Raw genomic sequence first — 20,691 nt, 5'->3', positions numbered from 1 at the left:
TTAAAATAAATTATCTTCCTCCACTCATTCTAAATCCGCCACGTTGTTGTCCTCCAGGACCCGAATTCATTTCACGCATTTCTTCCATTTTCTTTTTAACAATTTCGTCGTATTCTTTTTGAGTTACTTCTTTTCCTTTGGTAGCAGGAACAATTTCTACTTTATCTTTTGGGTTCATTACAATTTTTGAACATAGAATAATTGTTTTACCATCGTTTACTTCTAAAATTAGCCCTGGTAACCCCCAATAATTTTCAGGCCCCTGATTGACTGGAATTTCTGGACAATACCAAGCAGTAATGGTGTTTTCTTTTGGCATTTCCCAATCATCTGTAAAGTTTGTTTTTTTTGCTTTAGTAGAATCTTTTACAGTTTCTTCCTTTTTATCGCCTTCTTTATTTCTAAATCTAAAATTTCTAAAATCAGATTCACTTACTTTAACAACTGCTGTTGCTTTAAAACAAGTATAACTTCCTATTTGCTTTGATTCTCCGTCTAATTTCCAATCATATTTTGGCAATGAATCTTTAATTAAAAATTCTTTTCCAAAAAATTCTTTATCTACAATTACTTGTTTTTGTTTTACATTTTTATAATGCGTTCCGCCTCCACCCATCATAGACATCATCATTCTGCCTCCACCTTGCTGTCCTGGTGCATCTAATTTTTCTTCCTCTTTATATATTGAAGCCGATTTATCAAAATTTAAAATAAATGTTTTTTCAAACATTTTTTTCATACGCTCTTCAATCTGTTTTTGCATTTCAGGAGTAATATCTTTATTTCCTTGCATGCCTTTCATAAAATCTGCTGTACTTGTTTTTGATTCATAAACCGCCATACCTTGAAAATTCTGAGCTTGTATAAAACCAGAAATCATTAAAATTGAAGCAATAATTATTTTTTTCATTGTTATAGAATAAATTAGATACATGTTTAGACCTTCAAAAGTGCAAATTGTTACACAATTTATCTACTAATTTTGTGTTAAAGTAGTATATTAGACACTTGAATCTCAAATTAGTTTAAAACAATGTTACGAAAAAACGCTGTGTTATTTTGTTTTCTTTTTCTTTTTGCTAAAAGCATGTTTTCTCAAGAAACAATTTTAACAGAAAAAATCAATTGCACTAAAATACAAGCTGAACTATTTTTAGGATTTGACAACCAGCAAAACTTCTATACCACAAAAGACAATGTTCTTTTAAAAAATCATTTACAAAATCATTTTGAATATAAAAATGTGCGTTTAGGAAAAATTTCGAGAGTTGATTTTCAAAATCCATTGCAAATTGTGGTTTTTTATAACGATTTCAACACTGCAATTTTATTAGACAATCAATTAAATGAAATAAAAGAAATAAATTTTAATTTCTTATCTGAGTCTGTTAATGTTGAAGCAATTGCATTATCTTCTCAAAACAAATTATGGTTTTTTGATACAATCTCTTCAAAAATTGGACTATATAATTTAACAAATGATGCTCTTAATTGGATTACAACTAGTTTGGAAAGCCCTGTAAAATATTATCATTCAAACTATACCAATTTTTATTGGCTTGATACTAAAAATAAGCTCTACTCTATTTCAATTTACGGAACAATTAAAACACTTGGCGAGTTACCAAATTTTGATAAAATTCAATTGATTAATGACGAAATAGCAATCTATAGCCATGAAAATCAACTGTATTATTATGAAATTAAAAACAACAAGAATTTAAAAATTAAAATTGCTGAAAATTTCGTTACTAATTTTTTCTTTGCGGATGGAATTTTAGCTATTTTTACCCAAAATGAAATTACTAATTATAAAATAATTTTACCATAATGCACATAGCAGTAGCAGGAAACATTGGAGCAGGAAAAACAACGCTTACCCGATTATTAGCAAAACATTTTAAATGGGAACCACACTTTGAAGATGTAGTAGATAATCCATATTTAGACGATTTTTATCATCAAATGGAACGTTGGAGTTTTAATCTTCAAATCTATTTCTTAAACAGCCGTTTTCGTCAAGTATTGCAAATTAGACAAAGTGGAAAAAACATTATTCAAGATAGAACCATTTATGAAGATGCACATATTTTTGCTCCTAATCTTCATGCTATGGGATTAATGGCAAATAGGGATTACAACAACTATACTTCTTTATTTGAATTAATGGAAGGCTTGGTTGGTTCTCCAGATTTATTGATTTATTTAAGAAGTTCAATTCCTAATTTAGTAAGTCAAATTCACAAAAGAGGAAGAGATTACGAAAACTCAATTTCAATTGATTATTTAAGTCGCTTGAACGAAAGATACGAAGCTTGGATTCAAACCTATGACAAAGGGAAACTTGTAATTATTGATGTAGACAATATAGATTTTGTTAACAATCCAGAAGATTTAGGAAATATTATTAATAGAATTGATGCCGAGTTAAACGGATTATTTTAGAATAAAAAAAAGGGATTTAATGTCCCTTTTTTTTATTCTAAAATAATTAAAAATTATATTCAATTCCTACACCTAATAATTGCTTTAATTGAACTCTTGGTCCTTTTATAACTTGAACGCCAGCCTCTTCTTCTTTAAATTTGATATCATCATCATAAAGCAAGTGGGTTCCAATGTTTGCTTTCACATATTGATTTACGACCATTGCTAATTGCAATTGCCAATCTACATCAATATTGCCAAATTTATTAATATAGTCGGTGTATAAGCTAATTCTGTGTTCTAAGTTAATATTTTTATATATTTCTTTTTTCCATTGATTCGTCACTAAAATACCTACTTCTGTTCTCGTGTTTTTTCCTTCTCTAATTAAATTACCATCAATATCGTAAACTGCTTTATCTACACCAAAAGCTCCTTGATTAGCTAATCGTTGGTCAAAAACAAGGGTTGTTTTATTTGTTAATGGAGACAAGTAAAGATTAAAATTCAAATCTTTTCTAGAATATTCAGCTCCGATTCCTAAAAATATATAGGCTGGTGCAAATGGTTTTGAAATTGCTAAATCAGTATTGGGATAAGCGTAACCATTTGCAAATTGAGTATTAAAGTTAAACTTCCCTGCATAGTACCAATTTGAAATTGTATCTTTTCTATATCCAAAAGTAGAATTTACTTGAAGTTGATCATCCGTTTTTCTAACATCTTGAGCTTCTTGTTTATTTATACCATAACGTGTAATTAATTCATTTTTCCAATGTAAATTTCCATTAGTATAAGTTCTTATAAATTGCCCTTTCAACAACCCAGAAACTGAATTATTTCCTCCTGCATTCCAATTTACAAAAGTAATTTGGGAGATATCTAATCCTATTTTGTTTTCTTTAGTCCAATTTGAGGTTGAATCAGGTAATTCGGTTCTAACAATTTGCGCAAAATTATTTTGTAAGGCAAAAAATAAAAATCCTAGTAGGTAGGCTTTTTTAATCATGTGATATAGTATTAAATAATTGAATTAAACTTTGAACGTCGATTTTACAAATTTGTTGTTGCTCAAAAACCGTACCTTGTTCAATAAACTTATCAGGAATTCCTAAATTAACTACTGGTTTGTTCAAGTTTTTAGAAACTATAATAGTATTAATTTGTTCTCCAAAACCTCCTGTAACAACACCATCTTCAATAGTAACAATGTGCTCATGTGAATTTATAATGGATTTAATAGAATCAACATTTAATGGTTTTATGAATGGAAAATGATAATGCGAGAAAAAATTTGGATTTTCCACTTCAAGTATAGCTTTAGTCACATTATTCCCAATGGTTCCAGTGGATAAAATAACAACTTTATTTCCTTTATGAATTTTTTCTACTTTCCCGATTTCAATTTTCTCAAAAGGTTGTTCCCAATTCACGTTTTCGCCTCTTCCTCTAGGATAGCGAATTGCAATTGGATGATTCAATCCTTCTGAAGCGGTAAACATAATATTTCGTAACTCCATTTCATCTTTTGGTGCCGCAATAATTAAATTCGGAATGCAATTCAAATAGGCAATATCAAATACCCCATGATGTGTTGCGCCATCTTCACCCACCAAACCTGATCTATCTAAACAAAAAATAACAGGTAAATCTTGTAAAGCCACATCATGAATCACTTGGTCGTATGCGCGTTGTAAAAAAGTAGAGTAGATGTTGCAAAAAACCACCATTCCTTGTGTAGCCATTCCAGCGGCCAGGGTAACAGCATGCTGTTCAGCAATTCCAACGTCAATTGCGCGTTTTGGAAATGCTTCCATCATATATTTCATAGAACTTCCTGTAGGCATAGCTGGAGTAATTCCTATAATTTTTTCGTTTTGCTTAGCTAATTCTACTAAAGTGTATCCAAAAACATCTTGAAATTTTGGAGGTAAATTCGATTCGTCTTTTGGATGGATTTTTCCAGTTTCAGCATCGAATTTTCCCGGTGCGTGATATTTTACTTGATCTTCTTCAGCTAATTGCAATCCTTTACCTTTGGTGGTGATAACGTGTAAAAATTTTGGTCCTTTAACTGATTTTAATCGCTCTAATTCAGAAATCAATTTTGGCAAATCGTGCCCGTCAACAGGACCCGAATAATCAAAATTCAAGGATTTGATAATGTTATTCTGTTTTGGATTTTTCCCTTCTTTAACGGCTGTCAAATAGTTTTTCAAAGCACCAATACTTGGGTCAATTCCAATGGCATTATCGTTTAAAATTACTAACAAATTTGCATCAGTAACACCAGCATGATTTAAACCTTCAAAAGCCATTCCGCTTGCAATGGAAGCATCTCCAATCACCGCAATATGTTGCTTACCAACTTCTCCTTTTAATTGCGAAGCCAAAGCCATTCCTAAAGCGGCCGAAATTGAAGTTGAGGAATGTCCAACACCAAACGTATCATAAACACTTTCACTTCGTTTAGGAAAACCAGAAATCCCGTTCAATTCCCTATTCGTATGAAAAACAGCGCGTCTTTCGGTTAAGATTTTATGTCCGTAAGCTTGATGACCCACATCCCAAACCAGTAAATCTTCTGGTGTATTGAAAACGTAATGTAGCGCAATCGTTAATTCCACAACGCCTAAACTCGCACCCAAATGCCCTTCTTTCTTGGAAACAATATCAATGATAAAGTCTCTCAATTCTTTGGCCAATTGAGGTAATTGATTTCCAGGAAGTTTCCTTAAATCGGTAGGATTTTTAATTTTTGAAAGCAAATTTTCCATTACAGCACAAAAGTAAGAATTGGTTATCGTATTTTTGTACTTATGGAGAATATTTTTAACGACGCCTTTTTTATGAAGAAAGCCTTACAAGAAGCTGAAGTAGCTTTTGAAAAAGGCGAAATTCCTGTGGGAGCTGTTATTGTTATCGATAATAAAGTAATTGCTCGCACGCATAACTTGACCGAATTGCTTCATGATGTAACCGCTCATGCCGAAATGCAAGCCATAACCAGCGCTGCAAACTTCTTAGGTGGAAAATATTTAAAAGATTGTACTTTGTACGTAACCTTAGAACCTTGCCAAATGTGTGCAGGCGCTTTGTATTGGTCTCAAATTTCTAAAATTGTTTTTGGTGCTTCCGATGAAAATAGAGGTTTTCAAAAAATGGGAACACAATTACATCCGAAAACTCAAGTAATTTCAGGTGTTTTAGAAAAAGAGTGTAGTGATTTGATGAAAGCTTTTTTTAAAAATAAGCGATAATTTTCAAAGCGAGTTAAAAATTTGTAACTTGGTATACCTTTTGATATAGCATTAGAAAACAAGCTAATTTTATAAAGTATGGAAAGTAGATTAAAATCAACCTTAATTATTGGAATTTCAATAATTATTACAGCATTTATTTTAGGTTCAGCATTTAAAAATCGTAATGAAAATTTAGACACTATTTCAGTAATTGGATTAGGAACAAAAGATTTCGTTTCTGATGAGATTTTATGGTCGGGAAGTTTTACAACCAAGAGTTTTGACATTAAAGAAGCTTATAACAAGATGATTTCTGATCAAAAAATTGTTTCTGATTTCTTTTTGAACAAAGGTTTCAAGAAAGAAGAATTTACGTTTGGAGCGGTACAATTCAACAAACGCTTTAGAGAGGTTAGAACCGAAAATTCAGAAGTAGCTTACCAAACTAAATACGAACAAGTTTTTGATGGTTATGAAGCTACACAAACCATTACTTTTTCAGCCAAGAAAAACCCTGAATTAATGAAACGAATTGAAGAAGTTTCAAGCAAAACATCTGAATTGATTAATTCGGGAATTGAATTGTCTTCTAATTCTATTCAATATACGTATTCTGATTTGCCAAGTTTAAAGCACAGTTTGATTCAAAATGCTTCAAAAGACGCTAGTGAACGTGCACAAAAAATTGTAAAAACGGCAGATGGAAGTTTAGGAAAATTGAAATCGGCAAGCATGGGTGTTTTCCAAATTACAGGTCAAGGTTCTACCGAAGAAGATAGCTATGGCGGGAACAATGATACGTATAGCAAAAACAAAACAGCTAGAATTACTGTGAGATTGGAATATGAGTTGGATTAAATTTTGAATTTTAAGACATAAAAAAACCGCCAATCTTTCGAAAGGCGGTTTTTATTTTTACAGGATACATCCTATATTATTTTACTATAATTTCATTGCCTTCTTTATCGAAGAAATGAAACTCTAGATACGTGTAAGCGTCACGAGGTATAATTTTCACCCATTTTTTATGTTCAAAAAACCATTTTGAACGTAATGATGGAAAACCTTTGGTAAGGTATGCTGCCACAAACGGATGCACGTTAAGTACAACTTTTTTATGGTCTTTGATAATGCGTTCTAGGTCAGCCGTTATTTTATCAATAATCAAAATAGGAGCTTCAATTTCCCCATTTTCATTGTTAGGGTCTTCTTCTCTAGTCTTGATATTAACTTCAGGTCTAACTCTTTGTCTAGTTATTTGAATTAATCCAAATTTGCTAGGAGGCAAGATTTTATGCTTGGCCTTATCGTCACTCATTTCTTCTTTCAAGAAATCATATAACACTTTGCGGTTTTCTGGATTTTGCATATCGATAAAATCCACCACAATAATTCCGCCCATGTCTCTGAGTCTTAGTTGTCGAGCAATTTCTGCTGCAGCAATCATGTTAACTTCAAGAGCAGTATCTTCTTGGCTTGATGCTTTTGCTGAACGGTTTCCGCTATTTACGTCAATAACGTGTAAAGCTTCTGTGTGTTCAATAATTAAATAAGCACCTTTGCTCATGGAAACTGTTTTTCCAAAAGACGTTTTTATTTGTCGTTCTATATGATATTTCTCAAAAAGAGGCAGTTCTTTTGACTGATAGTGTTTTACGATAGACACTTTATCCGGAGCTATTTCTTGCAAATACTCCTTCGTTTCTAAATACAAATCTTCGTCATCTACATGAATACAAGAAAATGTATCGTTAAATACATCTCTTAAAATAGATGAAGCTTTGTTTAACTCTCCTAGAACTTTTGATGGATGATGTGCAGTTTGTAATCTTCTGCTCATCGATGACCATCTGTCTAAAAGGGTTTGTAGATCTTTATCAAGTTCGGCTACTTTTTTGCCTTCGGCTACTGTTCGTACAATAACACCGAATCCTTTTGGTTTAATGGATTGAACCAGTCTTTTTAATCTGTCTTTTTCTTCTCTTGATTCTATTTTTTGAGAAACAGAAACTCTATCTGAAAAAGGGACTAAAACCACGTATCTTCCTGCTAAAGAAATCTCAGAACTAATTCTGGGACCTTTTGTAGAAATAGGTTCTTTAACCACTTGAACTAAAATCGACTGATTTGGACTTAAAATATCCATAATAGATCCGTCTTTGTTGATTTCAGCTTCAAAAGGAAAATTTTTGAGTGAATAATCTTTTATTTTACCTGCGCTTACAAGTTTGATGAATTTCATCAAAGAAGGAAGATTTGGGCCTAAATCATGATAATGCAAAAAAGCATCTTTTTCATAACCTAGGTTAACAAATGCGGCATTTAAACCAGCGACAGGTTTGCGTATTTTGGCGATAAAAATATCCCCTACAGCAAAATTGCTTTGTTTTTCCTCTTCTTTGTGTAATTCAATTAGTTTTCCATCTTTTAATAAGGCAAAATCTACAGCGTCTGAACCTGATCGAATAATTAATTCTTTGTTCATGCGGTACATTTTTATCCATTCCAATTAACTTGGAACAAATGGATTAAACAATAATTTTACAGGATTTTTCCCGATAGCCAATTTCAAATTGGCTAATTTCAATGAACTTTTTTCTAAAAAAAGAAAAAGTAGTTTTAAACTACTTTTTCTTTTTATGACGGTTTGCTCTCGCTCTTTTTTTACGTTTGTGAGTTGCTACCTTATGTCTTTTTCTTTTTTTACCACTTGGCATAACATGTTGGTGTTTAGATTAATAATTTATTTTTATACTGTAACTTCTGTTTTTTCTTTAACGCTTTCTACAAACACTTTAGCCGGTTTAAATGCTGGAATGTTGTGTGCAGGGATTTTAATTGTAGTGTTTTTAGAAATGTTTCTTCCTGTTTTCTCAGCTCTTGTTTTGATAATAAAACTTCCAAAACCTCTTAAGTAAACATTGTCACCAGTTTCTAATGAATTTTTTACTTCTTCCATAAAAGTTTCAACAGTTGCTTGAACATCTCCTTTTTCAAGTCCTAATTTTTCTGAAATTTTCGCTACGATATCTGCTTTCGTCATTTTCTTTCGTATTTATATTGTGTATTTTTTTGAGTTTGCAAATATAAGAATTAAAAAAATAATAAATCAATCATAATTGATTAAATTTTAATTACTAAAGATTTATTTTTGTTGACCAATATAAAAATATGCAATTTTCTAACTCTTTAATTAAATGGTATTTACAAAATAAGCGTGATTTACCATGGCGAAACACCACAAATCCATACTTAATTTGGTTGTCAGAAATCATGTTGCAACAAACGCGTGTTGCTCAAGGTTTGCCTTATTTTAATGCTTTCACAAAAGCTTTTCCTACTATTTTTGATTTAGCAAACGCTGAAGAAGAACAAGTATTGAAATTATGGCAAGGTTTAGGATATTATTCCAGAGCAAGAAATTTACATGCAACTGCAAAATTTATTGCAATTGAATTAAATGGTGTTTTTCCTGAAAATTATAAAAATTTATTAAAATTAAAAGGTGTTGGCGAATATACCGCCGCAGCAATTGCTTCTTTTTCATACAACGAACCCGTTGCTGTTTTAGACGGAAATGTTTTTAGAGTATTGAGTCGTTATTTTAATATTGATAGTGATATTTCAGTTGGTAAAACCAAAAAAGAGTTTCAGAATATCGCTCAAGAAGTATTACCTATAGACAATCCAGCTCTTTTTAATCAGGCAATAATGGAATTTGGCGCCTTACAATGTGTCCCAAAAAATCCAGATTGTAATTCTTGTGTTTTAAATTCAAGTTGTGCTGCGCTTCAACATAAAAAAGTTTTAGAATTACCTGTAAAGACTAAAAAAACAAAAGTAACTAATCGTTATTTGAATTATTTGATTTTAAAGGACAATGATTCCAATTATATTGTTCAAAAACGAGAAGGCAAAGGTATTTGGAAAAATCTATATGAATTCCCGATGATTGAAACGGAAGAGTTAGTTTCAGAACATGATTTTATGAGTCAACTTAATTCTATGGTTTTTTTTAATCAAAAACCTAATGAGATTTTTATTTTAAATCAGAAGATTATTCTTCATAAATTATCGCATCAAAATTTACATATTAGTTTTTTTCAATTAAATTTTAATGCAAAATTACCTGATTCAAAAACACTTGCTGAAATTGAAAAATTGCCATTTCCAATTGTAATTCATAATTTTATGCTTTCAAATTGTTTTAATTCATTATAAATTATTACTTTTGAATAACCCAAAAACACATACAAGCCATGAACGGAACATTAAATAAAGTCATTTTGATAGGACATCTTGGAGATGAAATTAAAATGCATTACTTTGAAGGAGGTAATTGTATAGGAAGATTTCCTTTAGCTACTAACGAAGTGTACATAAATAAAACAACAGGTGAAAAAATTACTTCTACCGAATGGCATAACATTGTAGTTCGTAATAAAGCTGCCGAAATTTGTGAAAAATATCTTTCTAAAGGTGATAAAATTTATATTGAAGGACGAATCAAATCTCGTCAATGGCAAGCTGAAGATGGCGCAACAAAATATACCACAGAAATTCAAGTAACAGAATTTACGTTTTTAACAACCAAAAAAGAAACGGATTTAAGCAAATCTTCGCTTCCTACTGGAAGTGCACCAGATGATTCAACTTATTAATTTAAATCGAATTTGCAACTATAAATCCACCTGTCCAGGCGTTTTGAAAATTGAACCCACCTGTGATGGCGTCAATATTTAGTATCTCACCTGCAAAATAAATATTTGGAAGAATTTTGCTTTCCATGGTTTTGAAATTGACTTCTTTTAAGTCGATTCCACCTGCGGTTACAAATTCTTCTTTAAAGGTGCTTTTCCCGCTAACATGAAATTCTGCATTAATAAGTTGTTCTGCAAAAGCGTTTAATTGCTTTTTGCTTACATCTGCCCATTTGGTTTCTTCTTCAATTCCAGACGCTTTTACAAGATTTTCCCATAGCCGTTTTGGTAATTCAAAATGCGCATATTTTGCAACTAGTTTTTTAGCATTTTGCTCTTTAATCTTTTTTAACATATCTATTGTTTCTTCAATAGTGGTCTCATTTAACCAATTTACTTGGATAGAAAACTGATACTTTTTTTCGGCTAATTCTCTTGCTCCCCAAGCTGAAAGCCTCAAAATTCCGGGGCCACTCATACCCCAATGTGTTATTAATAATGGGCCAGAGGCTTGTAATTTTGATTTTTTAACTTTTACAGTCGCAAAAGCTGAGAGTCCCATCAAATCTTTAATTCGTGGATCTTTAATATTAAAAGTAAATAAAGACGGAACAGGTACCACAATTCTATGCCCTAAGTTTTGAAGCAATTCCCACATTTTTGGATTACTACCAGAAGCCATTACAATTTTTTGACAAGCAAAAACTCCTTGTAATGTAGTCACTTTCCAGTGCACATCAGTTTTATAAAGCTCCTGAACACTATGATTCGTTAAAACATCTATTTTTAGTTTTTTAACAGCATCTAGAAAGCAATCAATAATAGTTTGTGATGAATTAGAAACAGGAAACATTCTTCCATCTTCTTCAATTTTAAGATCCACACCGTGTTTTTCAAACCATTCAATAGTATCACCAGAACAAAACTGATGAAATGGCCCTTTTAGTTCACGTTCTCCTCGTGGATAAAATTTTACTAAATCATTTGGAACAAAACAAGCGTGTGTTACATTACATCTTCCACCTCCCGAGATTCGTACTTTTTCTAAAACGTTTTTCCCCCTCTCAAGAATAGCTACTTTTAGATTGCTATTTTTTTCAACAATATTGATTGCTGTGAAAAATCCGGCTGCACCTCCGCCTATTATGATGATGTCGTATTTTGAATTCAAAGGATTTGTTTTTTACAAATATCGGTTATAATTTTTAAATAAAAAGTCCTGCCGAAAACAACAGGACTTTAAAATTTTATTTTTTATTTGACTATTCTGTCAAAATATAATATTGCCAAGGTGTTAATGAATGAATTTGTTTTTCATTTAACTCCATAGTTTTACCAGTCATATAATCTTTAAATTTACCTTTTAATGGTATAGTTACATCAACTGGTTTTGCAGAAAAGTTTGCCATATAAATTACTTTTTTGCCGTTTTTTTCTCTTTCAAATACTAAAACATTTTCATTAGAGGCTTTAATTCTCTTATAAGTTGCTTTATTTTTTCCACCATTTAAAGCTATGTTCTCCGCTTTTAATTTTCCTAATTTTGATCTTAATTCCCAATCGGCACCTTTTGTTTTTGGAATTGAATCTTTTTCAAAGAATTTTAAACTATGGTCTAATCCATACTCGTTGCCGCTATAAATTAATGGCATACCTGGCATAACATATGACAGAGCCGTCATTGCCTCTTCTGCTGCTCCTAACCTACTTTTAATAGTTCCATTCCATGAATTTTCATCATGATTGTCCACAAAATTCATCAAAATATCATTTGCTTCATAGTCTTTCATGCGTTTTTCAATATATGCATCCCAAGCAGCAACAGTTTCTTTCCCTTGCGCAATTTTATTGAATGTATGATGTGCATCCCATCCATAAACCATATCGAATAAATTATCTTTTAGTAAAGCTGGTTCCCAAGCTTCTGCTAACATAAAAATATTTTTTTCTTTACGTAACGCCGGAATTGCTTTTTGCCAAAATTCTACAGGAACCGAACCAGCTACATCGCAACGAAATCCATCAACTCCTTCATTTTTAATCCAATGCATCATATCAGCCGTCATCACTTTATGAAGCTCTTTGTTGTCATAATTCAAATCTGCAACATCAGTCCAGTCAGTATCTTTCGGATGTGTAATTTCCCCTTTTTCATTTTTAGTATAAAATTCTGGATGTTCTTTTAACCAAACATGATCCCAACCCGTATGATTTGGCACCCAATCTAAAATTACATAAATTCCATTTTCGTGTGCTGTTTTTACTAATTTTCTAAAATCTTCAATGGTACCAAATTCTGGGTTAATCGCTTTAAAATCGGTTACTGCATAATAGCTTCCTAGATATTTAGCTTGCTCTTCTTTTGGCATTTCAGATGCAAATTTGCTATCCGCTCCACCAGTTGCTTTTCTTTTGGTTTCAGAAATTGGAAAAACAGGCATTAACCAAATAACTTTTACTCCTAATTCTTTTAATTTTGGGATATCTTTAGTGAATTCATTAAAAGTTCCTTCAGGAGAATATTGACGAATATTTGCTTCATATATTACTCCGTTTTCTTCTACTTCAGGAGAAAATGCTGCAATTTCTGCTGTTGTGTCTTCTTGTTTAGGTTCTTGCTTACAACTAAATAGAGCTGAAAGCATCATAACTGATAAAAATATCTTTTTCATTGTTTATAAAATTTCTATTAATAATATGGTATAATTTGTATTGATTGTAATTTTTCCGTTTTCTACTTTAGCTAATTGTCCTGAATAAGCATCTCTTACATTAGTGCCCTCAGGGAAATAATTTGCAACATTTATTTCTTTGTTTCCAATGGGAAAATCTAAGCCCACTATAACTTTATCTATATAGTTTTCCGACGAAAATGTTCGAGTAAACAAATAATAATTACTTGATATCTTTTGGTGTACACCAGCTCCAATTGCAGGATGATTTTTTCTAAAAACTCCCAATTTTTGATAATGTACTAACAATTCTTTTGTTGATTTTTTACTTGCAATATCATCCCAATTCATCATAGAACGAAGTGTTGCATCACCTGTGGTTCCTTCAATATCTAATGATCGAGCTGTTTCATCTCCATAATAAATTTGTGAAATCCCAGGAGCAAGTAATAGTTTCGTACCACTTTCATACGTCTTTTCTCTTTTTTTATCAAAAGGCCAGCCATCATCATGCGAAGAGACGTAATTCATTACCGTATTTCCTTTTAAATCATTCTGAAGAATATTTGAATATTTTGAAAATAATTCTTCATAATTCATTTTTGCTTCGTTTCTAAAATCAAAATTGATTAATCCTGTAAAACCATTGGCATAATAATCAACTATTTTATCACCATAATCGTATAATCGTTTGCTACCAATATTGTACCCATAAACTTCTCCAACAATAAAAAACGCGTTATTATCCAATACCTTTGTAGGATTGTTAGCTTTAAATTCAGCAAAAGACATATCACAAACTTTTCCAAAATCTGCCCAAACATCTTCAGTAGTATGTTTTACGGTATCTACTCTATAAGCGTCTATGCCAAAATCTAAAATATAATCAGATAACCATTTCATAATGTAATATCTAGGCGCTCTCGGATAACCAGTTTTCTTGAAAAAAGCTTCTAATTCTACAATTTCTTGTTCATAACGCCCTTCTTTTTTCCATTTTTCAACTAAAAAAGGTGGCAATTCTACATTTTCTTTACTTTCGGTTTTTACATCAAAAAGTCCTGTAACCAAAGTACAATTTATGTTAGAATCATATGAATTATATTTACAATTAGGTGTTGAACGCACCCAACTATCGGGATATTTATCATCTATTTCTGTTGCATGACCTGTATGATTAATCACGGCATCAAGCATAATTCTAATTCCTTTAGCGTGTGCTTTATCAACTAACTCTTTTAACTCTTCTTTGGTACCAAAACTTGGATCAAGTGTTGTCCAGTCTTTTGTCCAATAACCATGAAAACCATAAGTATTACCTGTTCCTTCATCCACCGAACCATGAATTTGTTCAACAACAGGAGTCATCCAGATTACATTAATTCCTAAATCTGAAAAATAACCTTCGTCTAATTTTTTAATCACGCCACTAATGTCTCCGCCTTCAAAACCACGCAATTTAGCTGTTGGTTTATCTCTTTTGATGATGTTGTCATTATTTGGGTTTCCATTTAAAAATCTATCCGTCATTAAAAAATAAACATTTGCTCCCTCCCATATGAAAGGTGTTTTAGTAGTAGTATTCTTTATCTCTTTTGTTGATGAACAACTTGAAATTAATAAAGAAACAAGTGCAATTGTAAGAAGTGATTTTTTCATATTAACGTTTAATTTCGATTTCATGTGTTAAATCTAATTCACAGTCTAAAGAAATTATTATTAGATTATTTTCAAATTTATATTTAGATTTTTTTATTCTTTTTTGGTTCAAAATAACACTAGATGGCTTTTGATCAAAACCATGAATTATTACATTTACTTTTCTACTTTCAGTATTTAAAAATGCTCGATCATATTCTATTTTTAAATTTAAAATTTGATTTTTATATTTACTTTTAAAATCAAATTTTTCATATTTTAAATTTTCAAAACAATTTGGCGTAACACCATCATCATTATATAAGTTTAATTTTGTTTTTTCATTAAACTCATCAAAATAAAAATGAACATCAAAATTATTTAGACTATAGTTTTGGGTGTTTTGCATTAATTTACTCATAGGAATAAAACTTCCTCCTCTAACAAAAGTTGGAATTTCATTTTCTTTTAAATCTACAATTTGTGTCGACCCACCTTCATATTTTTTACCTGTATAGAAATCATACCAGTTAGCTGATTTTGGAAAGTAGATTTCTTTTGTTTTTTGGCCCTTTTCTGTAACTGGATATACTAAAAAATCGTTCCCCCATAAATAGCCATCAGATTTTAATAGTAGCTCTTTATTATTTGGTTCTTCAAAAAACAAAGGTCGCATTAAAGGTTTTCCTGTTTGGGAGTTTTCGAATGCTAAATTATAATTATAAGGCAATAATTGATAACGTAATTCTATGGCTTGTTTTGCAAGCTTTTTTGCCCAATCGCTTCTGTAAATTGGTTCTGAGGCCACTTCTTCTTGAGCATGAGGTCTGAAGACAGGGTTAAAAACACCATATTGCAACCAACGGACATATAATTCATCATCTAAGTTAGCTCCAGCAAATCCACCTAAATCACTGTGCATATAACTCATTCCTTGCATGCCCATTTGCAAAGCAATTTCCATTTGACTCTGCAAACCGCCCCAACTTCTATTCACATCGCCGCTCCAAGGAATCATTCCATAACGCTGAGAACCTGAATAACCAGAACGCATTAAAATGAATGGTCGAGCATTTGGAAAATCTTTTTTATAACCCTCTGCAATTAATTTTGCCCAATTATTCCCATAAATATTATGTATTTCATCAGCATTCCCTCCTACTGTTATAACCTCTGATGGAAAAACTTCAGGCTCACCTAAATCACCCCAAATTCCTTGTGCACCTTGACTTATTAGTCGCTTATATACATGCCAAAACCATTCTTTCCCTTCTGATTTAAAAATATCAATAATACCCGTATTTCCAAAATAGAAATTCCAAGTCGCTGGATTTCCATTCTTATTAATTGCCAGCACCTTTTTATCAACAGTTTCTTGCCATTTTGATGAAGTGGTTAATATAAAGGGCTCCGTAATCAAAATGGTCTTTACTCCTTTTTCATTTAGATTAGCCATCATTTTTTCTGGATTTGGAAAATTATCTTTATCCCAATCCAAATTTCCCATTGTACCTTGTATAGATTTTCCAAACCAATACAAATCCAGAATTATTGCATCGACAGGAATTTTTTCATCTTCAAATTTTTGAATAGTATTCTCAACTTCTTGCTGGGAATGGTAACCAAATCGAGAAGCAAAATTTCCAAATGTCCATCGCGGTGGAAGAGGTTGTTTACCTGTTAAATCAGTATAATTATTCAACAAATCATCCCAAGAATCACCGACAATTACTTGATATGTTTTTCTTCCTGAAATGGTTTCGTAGGATAATGTATTATTTTTTTGGCTATCCAAATCCAAGTAGCCGATTGCAGGATTATCAAAATGTACTGCATATAATTTAGAAGACAAAACCAGAGGAATACAAAAATTCATAAGCTCAGCACGGGTTTCATAACCATAATGTGCTCTGTTATATAGTGCTAATTTATTTCCTCTTCTATTCATGCCTATTGCTCTAGCACCGCCACCATAAAGCACTTCATCTGATGAAATATTAAATTGTAGCATTTCTGTAGAATCAACTTTTATGTTTTCTCGAACTGATTCTAACGGAATGTGCTTATGCTTGACATAGCCATCTTTTTCGGAAAGAATTTCTACACCTTTATTGATGTAAGTGATTTTAAATGGTGATTTTTGAATACTAATTTTAAATGTACCAAAACTCGGATAACAATCTATTGAATTTGCCTCAGAATAAAAAGTGAGATTTTTAATCTTAGTACTTAAAATTACTGCATTAGAAATTGTGTTATTTGTTTCACCATTTGGAACAAAAGTAGTTTCAATTATTTTCTCGTTAATAAACTTTATGTAATAATTTCCATCAGAAACGGCTATTGAAATTCCATCTTCAGTTTGTGATAAATTTATATATTTTCTATCGACACTTTGAGCAAAGGAAAATGCAGATAAAAAAAGAAAAAAAAGTAGTTTTCTCATATTTTTTGTGTGAATTCAAATGTATAAACAAAAAAGAAAACAAAAAAATAAGAGTTGTGTTGAATGTAACAAAAGAGCATAGATTTATAAAATTAAACACAATAAAAAAACCCTTAACTTTATAGTAGCTAAGGGTTTATTTTAAATGTGCGGGTAAAAGGACTCGAACCTTCACACCTTGCGGCACCAGATCCTAAGTCTGGCGTGTCTACCAATTTCACCATACCCGCGATAATTGGAGTGCAAATATAAATATTCAATTTTAACTATCAAACAAATAACAAATTTTTTACTTAATTTATTTTTATTACATTAGCCGTTATAAATCCCCCAATTTTATGACTAATAATTACAAAAACCTAATCAAATTTCAATTTTTAGTAGTGTTTTTAACACTTTCTTGTATTTCTTTTAGCCAAACAAAAGAACAAGTTGCTCAAATAACTGCCGAATATGATCTAAAAAAAGGCGAAGAACTTTACCTACAGGTTAAAAAAAGAGAAGAAACACAAAAAAAAGAAGTGCTACTTTTTTCAAAGAAACACAATTTACCTATTTTCAGAGAAAATACAAAAGGTGGATTTGATCAATTAATGTATATCACTTCTGACGGAATTCCTATTTATTATTCTATAGATAATGTTGAAGCTGCAACATCAACCAGAGTAAATTTTTTACGTTCTGGAGGCGGCCTAGGACTTAATCTTACTGGAACTGGAATGGTCCCTAGAATATGGGATGGTGGTGCAATATTAGCAACTCACCAAGAATATAATGGAAGAACAACATTTGGAGATGGAGTCACTGTAAGAAATACGAATAGTTTTCATGCTATTCATGTTACAGGAACTGTATTAGCTAGTGGTGTTGTAGCTGCATCAAAAGGAATGGCACCAACAGCTACAGCAAGAACTTTTGATTGGGACAATGATGAATCAGAAGCCATAGCAGAAGCAATGAATGGAATGTTACTTTCAAATCATTCTTATGGAGTACCTATTTCAAGCGTTTCAGGTACCCCATGGTATATTGGCGCATACTCTGCTGAAGCATATAATTGGGATGTCATAACCTATAACTTTCCTTACTATCTACCTGTAATGTCTGCAGGAAATGATGGAAGCACTGCAAATCCTAGTCCAACAACAGCAAATTATGACAAATTAAACGGAAATAAAAATGCAAAAAATATACTAACTGTAGCAAATGCTCAAGATGCAACAATTAACGCTACAACTGGAGCAATTACTCTAGGCGGAACCATTCATAGCTCGTCTAGCCAAGGACCATCAGATGACAGAAGAATAAAGCCAGACATTACTGGAGATGGAGCTGGCACTGGATCTGGAATTTATTCAACAGGAAATGGTTCTGGAACTGGCGGTACAGCCACACAATACACAACAATGCTAGGCACATCAATGGCAGCACCAAATGTTACAGGCACATTAACATTAATACAACAACATTATAACAATGTGAATGGAAAATTCATGAGAGCTGCCACATTAAAAGGTTTAGCAACTCATACTGCAACAGATAGAGGTAGACCTGGCCCTGACGCTCAATACGGTTGGGGTTATCTGGATGCTAAAAGTTGTGCAGAAGCCATTACAAATAACGGATTAACTTCTTGGATTTCTGAAGAAACATTAAATCAGGGGCAAACATTTACAATGCAAGTAGTTGCTACGGGAGGCACAACTCCTCTTTTAGGCTCAATAACATGGACAGACGTTCCCGATGCAAGTAAAATAAATAGCGGAACACTTAATGAATCTATTCCAGATTTAACAAACGATTTAGACATTAGAATTACTCAAGGAGCCAGTACTTTTTACCCATGGGCATTACAATCTAGCGCTACTGCAAATGCAATTAGATCTGGTGACAACAATGTTGACAATGTTGAGAGAATTAATATTGATGCACCTACAGCTGGAGCTATATACACAATTAATATTACTCATAAAGGAACACTGTCTGATGGCCCACAAAGATTTGCTCTAGTAGTAACAGGTATTACTTCTAACTTTACATTTAAATCAATAGCTGACACAAAAACAGTTTGCTCAAGTGTTGGTAATGTAATTTATAATTTTGATTTATCTAAAACTGGCGGTGCTAATGTTAATTTAACAGCTCAAAATGTACCAGCTGGCGCAAATGTAGTTATATCACCTAGCTCAATGAGTGCTTCTGGCACTTTTACTGTTACAGTAAATAATTTAGCCTCAGTTGCCGCAGGAACTTATGAAATAGATATTGTAGGAAATAATGGCACTGAAAGCGAAATAAAAAAAATAACTTTAACAATATATCATCCAAGTTTTACAGCTTATCCTCAGATAACAAACCTTCCTGCAGATGGTAGTACTGGCATTTCTACCTCACCTACCTTGACCTGGGCTCCAAATATTAATGCTGAAAATTACAATTTACAAATTTCTACAAGTCCAACATTTGGAACATTTGTAAGAAACACTACAGAAACTCAGACATCAGTACTTGTTACTGGTTTAAATTCTGAGACTGTATATTATTGGAGAGTTATACCAGTAAATAGATGTGCAACTGGAAATCCATCAACTATAAAATCATTCCAAACAGGAACTATTGGTTGCGGCTATACTTATTCAAACGGAACAAATGTTGCAATTTCAAACGCTACAGACAATTCAGGAGCATTGGCAATGGGTAATGGATGGAGCGTCTCTACAATAAATGTTCCTAATAATTTTACAGTTGGTGATACAAATATTAATTTACTTTTACAGCATACATATATACAAGATTTAACAATTTATCTAGAAGCACCAAACGGAACATACACTATTGTAGCTCAAGAAGTTTGTGGTGATAACGACAATATTGATGCAACATTTATTGATTCCGGAAGTACGGTTACTTGTACAACTTCAGTTCCTGCACTAACAGGAAATCGTTTGCCTTTTGAACCTATGAGTACTTTTCAGAATTTAAATTCAAATGGAAATTGGTTACTATATGTAAATGACCCATATGCAGGTGATGATGGAACCATTGATAATTGGACGTTAAACTTGTGCAGTTTAAGTACTGTTGCAAATCCCCCATCATTAGTGAAAAATGGAATAACAACATTAACAAATTCATCCTATACTATCTCAAATACAGATATTGAAGCCACCACTTCAACTCAAAGCTCAAGTCAACAGGTATACACATTAATTTCTCCCCCAACTATTGGAAATTTAAGATTAAACACAACAAACCTATCTGTTGGTAGTACTTTTACACAAAATGATATTGATACAGGTTTATTAAATTACATTAACACGGAAAGTACAGCTGCATCAACTTCATTCAAAGTAAATATTAAAAACAATAATAATGGATGGCTTCCTAATGAAGTAGTTTCTATAAATATAATTGCATGCGGAGATATTTCCACCACCTGGAATGGTTCTTCATGGAGTAATGGCGCTCCATTGCGTAATGTTGCTGTAACCTTTGCGGGGAATTACACTTCTACTGGAGATTTAGAAGCTTGTTCAGTAACTGTTAATAGTGGTGCCAATGTAGTT

Annotated in this window: 16 protein-coding genes and 1 tRNA gene; 7 read left to right on the top strand and 10 right to left on the bottom strand. The window is 32.0% G+C overall.

Annotated elements, in window-relative coordinates; all coding sequences use genetic code 11:
- Positions 1–10 precede the first annotated feature (10 nt).
- Positions 11–910 (bottom strand): GLPGLI family protein, encoded by a 900-nt coding sequence (locus VK164_RS02900; RefSeq protein WP_324207906.1) that lies wholly within the window; start codon positions 908–910, stop codon positions 11–13.
- Between the two features lie 177 nt (positions 911–1,087).
- Here VK164_RS02900 and VK164_RS02895 point away from each other — a divergent pair, with 177 nt between their 5' ends.
- On the top strand, positions 1,088–1,831 hold the full coding sequence (locus VK164_RS02895) for a hypothetical protein (protein WP_324207905.1): 744 nt from the start codon (positions 1,088–1,090) through the stop codon (positions 1,829–1,831).
- Positions 1,831–2,445 (top strand): deoxynucleoside kinase, encoded by a 615-nt coding sequence (locus tag VK164_RS02890; protein WP_324207904.1) that lies wholly within the window; start codon positions 1,831–1,833, stop codon positions 2,443–2,445. The genes VK164_RS02895 and VK164_RS02890 overlap by 1 nt, the downstream gene beginning before the upstream one ends.
- Before the next feature lie 46 nt (positions 2,446–2,491).
- On the opposite strand, the gene VK164_RS02885 is transcribed toward VK164_RS02890, so the two are convergent.
- Positions 2,492–3,436, bottom strand: a complete 945-nt coding sequence (locus VK164_RS02885; protein WP_324207903.1) for a DUF3078 domain-containing protein — start codon at positions 3,434–3,436, stop codon at positions 2,492–2,494.
- Entirely contained in the window at positions 3,429–5,204 is a 1,776-nt protein-coding gene (locus VK164_RS02880; RefSeq protein ID WP_324207902.1) for a 1-deoxy-D-xylulose-5-phosphate synthase, read from the bottom strand. The genes VK164_RS02885 and VK164_RS02880 overlap by 8 nt, the downstream gene beginning before the upstream one ends.
- A gap of 42 nt (positions 5,205–5,246) precedes the next feature.
- On the opposite strand from VK164_RS02880, the gene VK164_RS02875 reads away from it, so the two are divergent.
- Together VK164_RS02875 and VK164_RS02870 are read left to right on the top strand one after the other, a co-directional pair.
- Positions 5,247–5,687 carry a nucleoside deaminase gene (locus VK164_RS02875; protein ID WP_324207901.1) on the top strand — a complete coding sequence of 147 codons (441 nt, stop codon included), beginning with the start codon at positions 5,247–5,249 and terminating at the stop codon, positions 5,685–5,687.
- Between the two features lie 78 nt (positions 5,688–5,765).
- Positions 5,766–6,527, top strand: a complete 762-nt coding sequence (locus VK164_RS02870) for an SIMPL domain-containing protein (RefSeq protein ID WP_324207900.1) — start codon at positions 5,766–5,768, stop codon at positions 6,525–6,527.
- A 76-nt stretch (positions 6,528–6,603) separates the two neighbouring features.
- On the opposite strand, the gene VK164_RS02865 is transcribed toward VK164_RS02870, so the two are convergent.
- The gene (locus tag VK164_RS02865) at positions 6,604–8,154 is read right to left on the bottom strand and encodes a ribonuclease E/G (protein WP_324207899.1); all 1,551 of its coding nucleotides are present in this window, start codon (positions 8,152–8,154) and stop codon (positions 6,604–6,606) included.
- A gap of 264 nt (positions 8,155–8,418) precedes the next feature.
- Entirely contained in the window at positions 8,419–8,712 is a 294-nt protein-coding gene (locus VK164_RS02860) for an HU family DNA-binding protein (protein ID WP_008254909.1), read from the bottom strand.
- Positions 8,713–8,840: 128 nt separating this feature from the next.
- Here VK164_RS02860 and mutY point away from each other — a divergent pair, with 128 nt between their 5' ends.
- The gene (gene mutY, locus VK164_RS02855; protein ID WP_324207898.1) at positions 8,841–9,890 is read left to right on the top strand and encodes an A/G-specific adenine glycosylase; all 1,050 of its coding nucleotides are present in this window, start codon (positions 8,841–8,843) and stop codon (positions 9,888–9,890) included.
- Positions 9,891–9,928: 38 nt separating this feature from the next.
- On the top strand, positions 9,929–10,330 hold the full coding sequence (locus VK164_RS02850; protein WP_324207897.1) for a single-stranded DNA-binding protein: 402 nt from the start codon (positions 9,929–9,931) through the stop codon (positions 10,328–10,330).
- Position 10,331: 1 nt separating this feature from the next.
- Here VK164_RS02850 and VK164_RS02845 read toward each other — a convergent pair whose 3' ends face one another.
- The 5 genes from VK164_RS02845 to VK164_RS02825 all read right to left on the bottom strand — a co-directional run bounded on the left by VK164_RS02845 (position 10,332) and on the right by VK164_RS02825 (position 17,355).
- Positions 10,332–11,540: an NAD(P)/FAD-dependent oxidoreductase gene (locus tag VK164_RS02845; RefSeq protein ID WP_324207896.1), complete on the bottom strand. Its 1,209-nt coding sequence runs from the start codon at positions 11,538–11,540 to the stop codon at positions 10,332–10,334.
- Between the two features lie 91 nt (positions 11,541–11,631).
- Positions 11,632–13,041: an alpha-amylase family glycosyl hydrolase gene (locus VK164_RS02840; RefSeq protein ID WP_324207895.1), complete on the bottom strand. Its 1,410-nt coding sequence runs from the start codon at positions 13,039–13,041 to the stop codon at positions 11,632–11,634.
- Between the two features lie 3 nt (positions 13,042–13,044).
- On the bottom strand, positions 13,045–14,700 hold the full coding sequence (locus VK164_RS02835; RefSeq protein ID WP_324207894.1) for an alpha-amylase family glycosyl hydrolase: 1,656 nt from the start codon (positions 14,698–14,700) through the stop codon (positions 13,045–13,047).
- A 1-nt stretch (position 14,701) separates the two neighbouring features.
- Positions 14,702–17,125: a TIM-barrel domain-containing protein gene (locus tag VK164_RS02830; RefSeq protein WP_324207893.1), complete on the bottom strand. Its 2,424-nt coding sequence runs from the start codon at positions 17,123–17,125 to the stop codon at positions 14,702–14,704.
- 148 nt (positions 17,126–17,273) lie between these two features.
- Positions 17,274–17,355 (bottom strand) — tRNA-Leu (locus VK164_RS02825).
- 108 nt (positions 17,356–17,463) lie between these two features.
- On the opposite strand from VK164_RS02825, the gene VK164_RS02820 reads away from it, so the two are divergent.
- On the top strand, positions 17,464–20,691 hold a 3,228-nt coding region (locus tag VK164_RS02820; RefSeq protein ID WP_324207892.1), incomplete at its 3' end, for a S8 family serine peptidase.

Origin of the sequence: Flavobacterium sp. (genome assembly GCF_035299005.1) — a bacterium.
In the GTDB taxonomy this organism is placed as follows: Bacteria; Bacteroidota; Bacteroidia; order Flavobacteriales; family Flavobacteriaceae; genus Flavobacterium.
The sequence above is the reverse complement of the archived record's forward strand: the minus strand, read 5'-3'. Positions and strand labels throughout refer to the sequence as shown.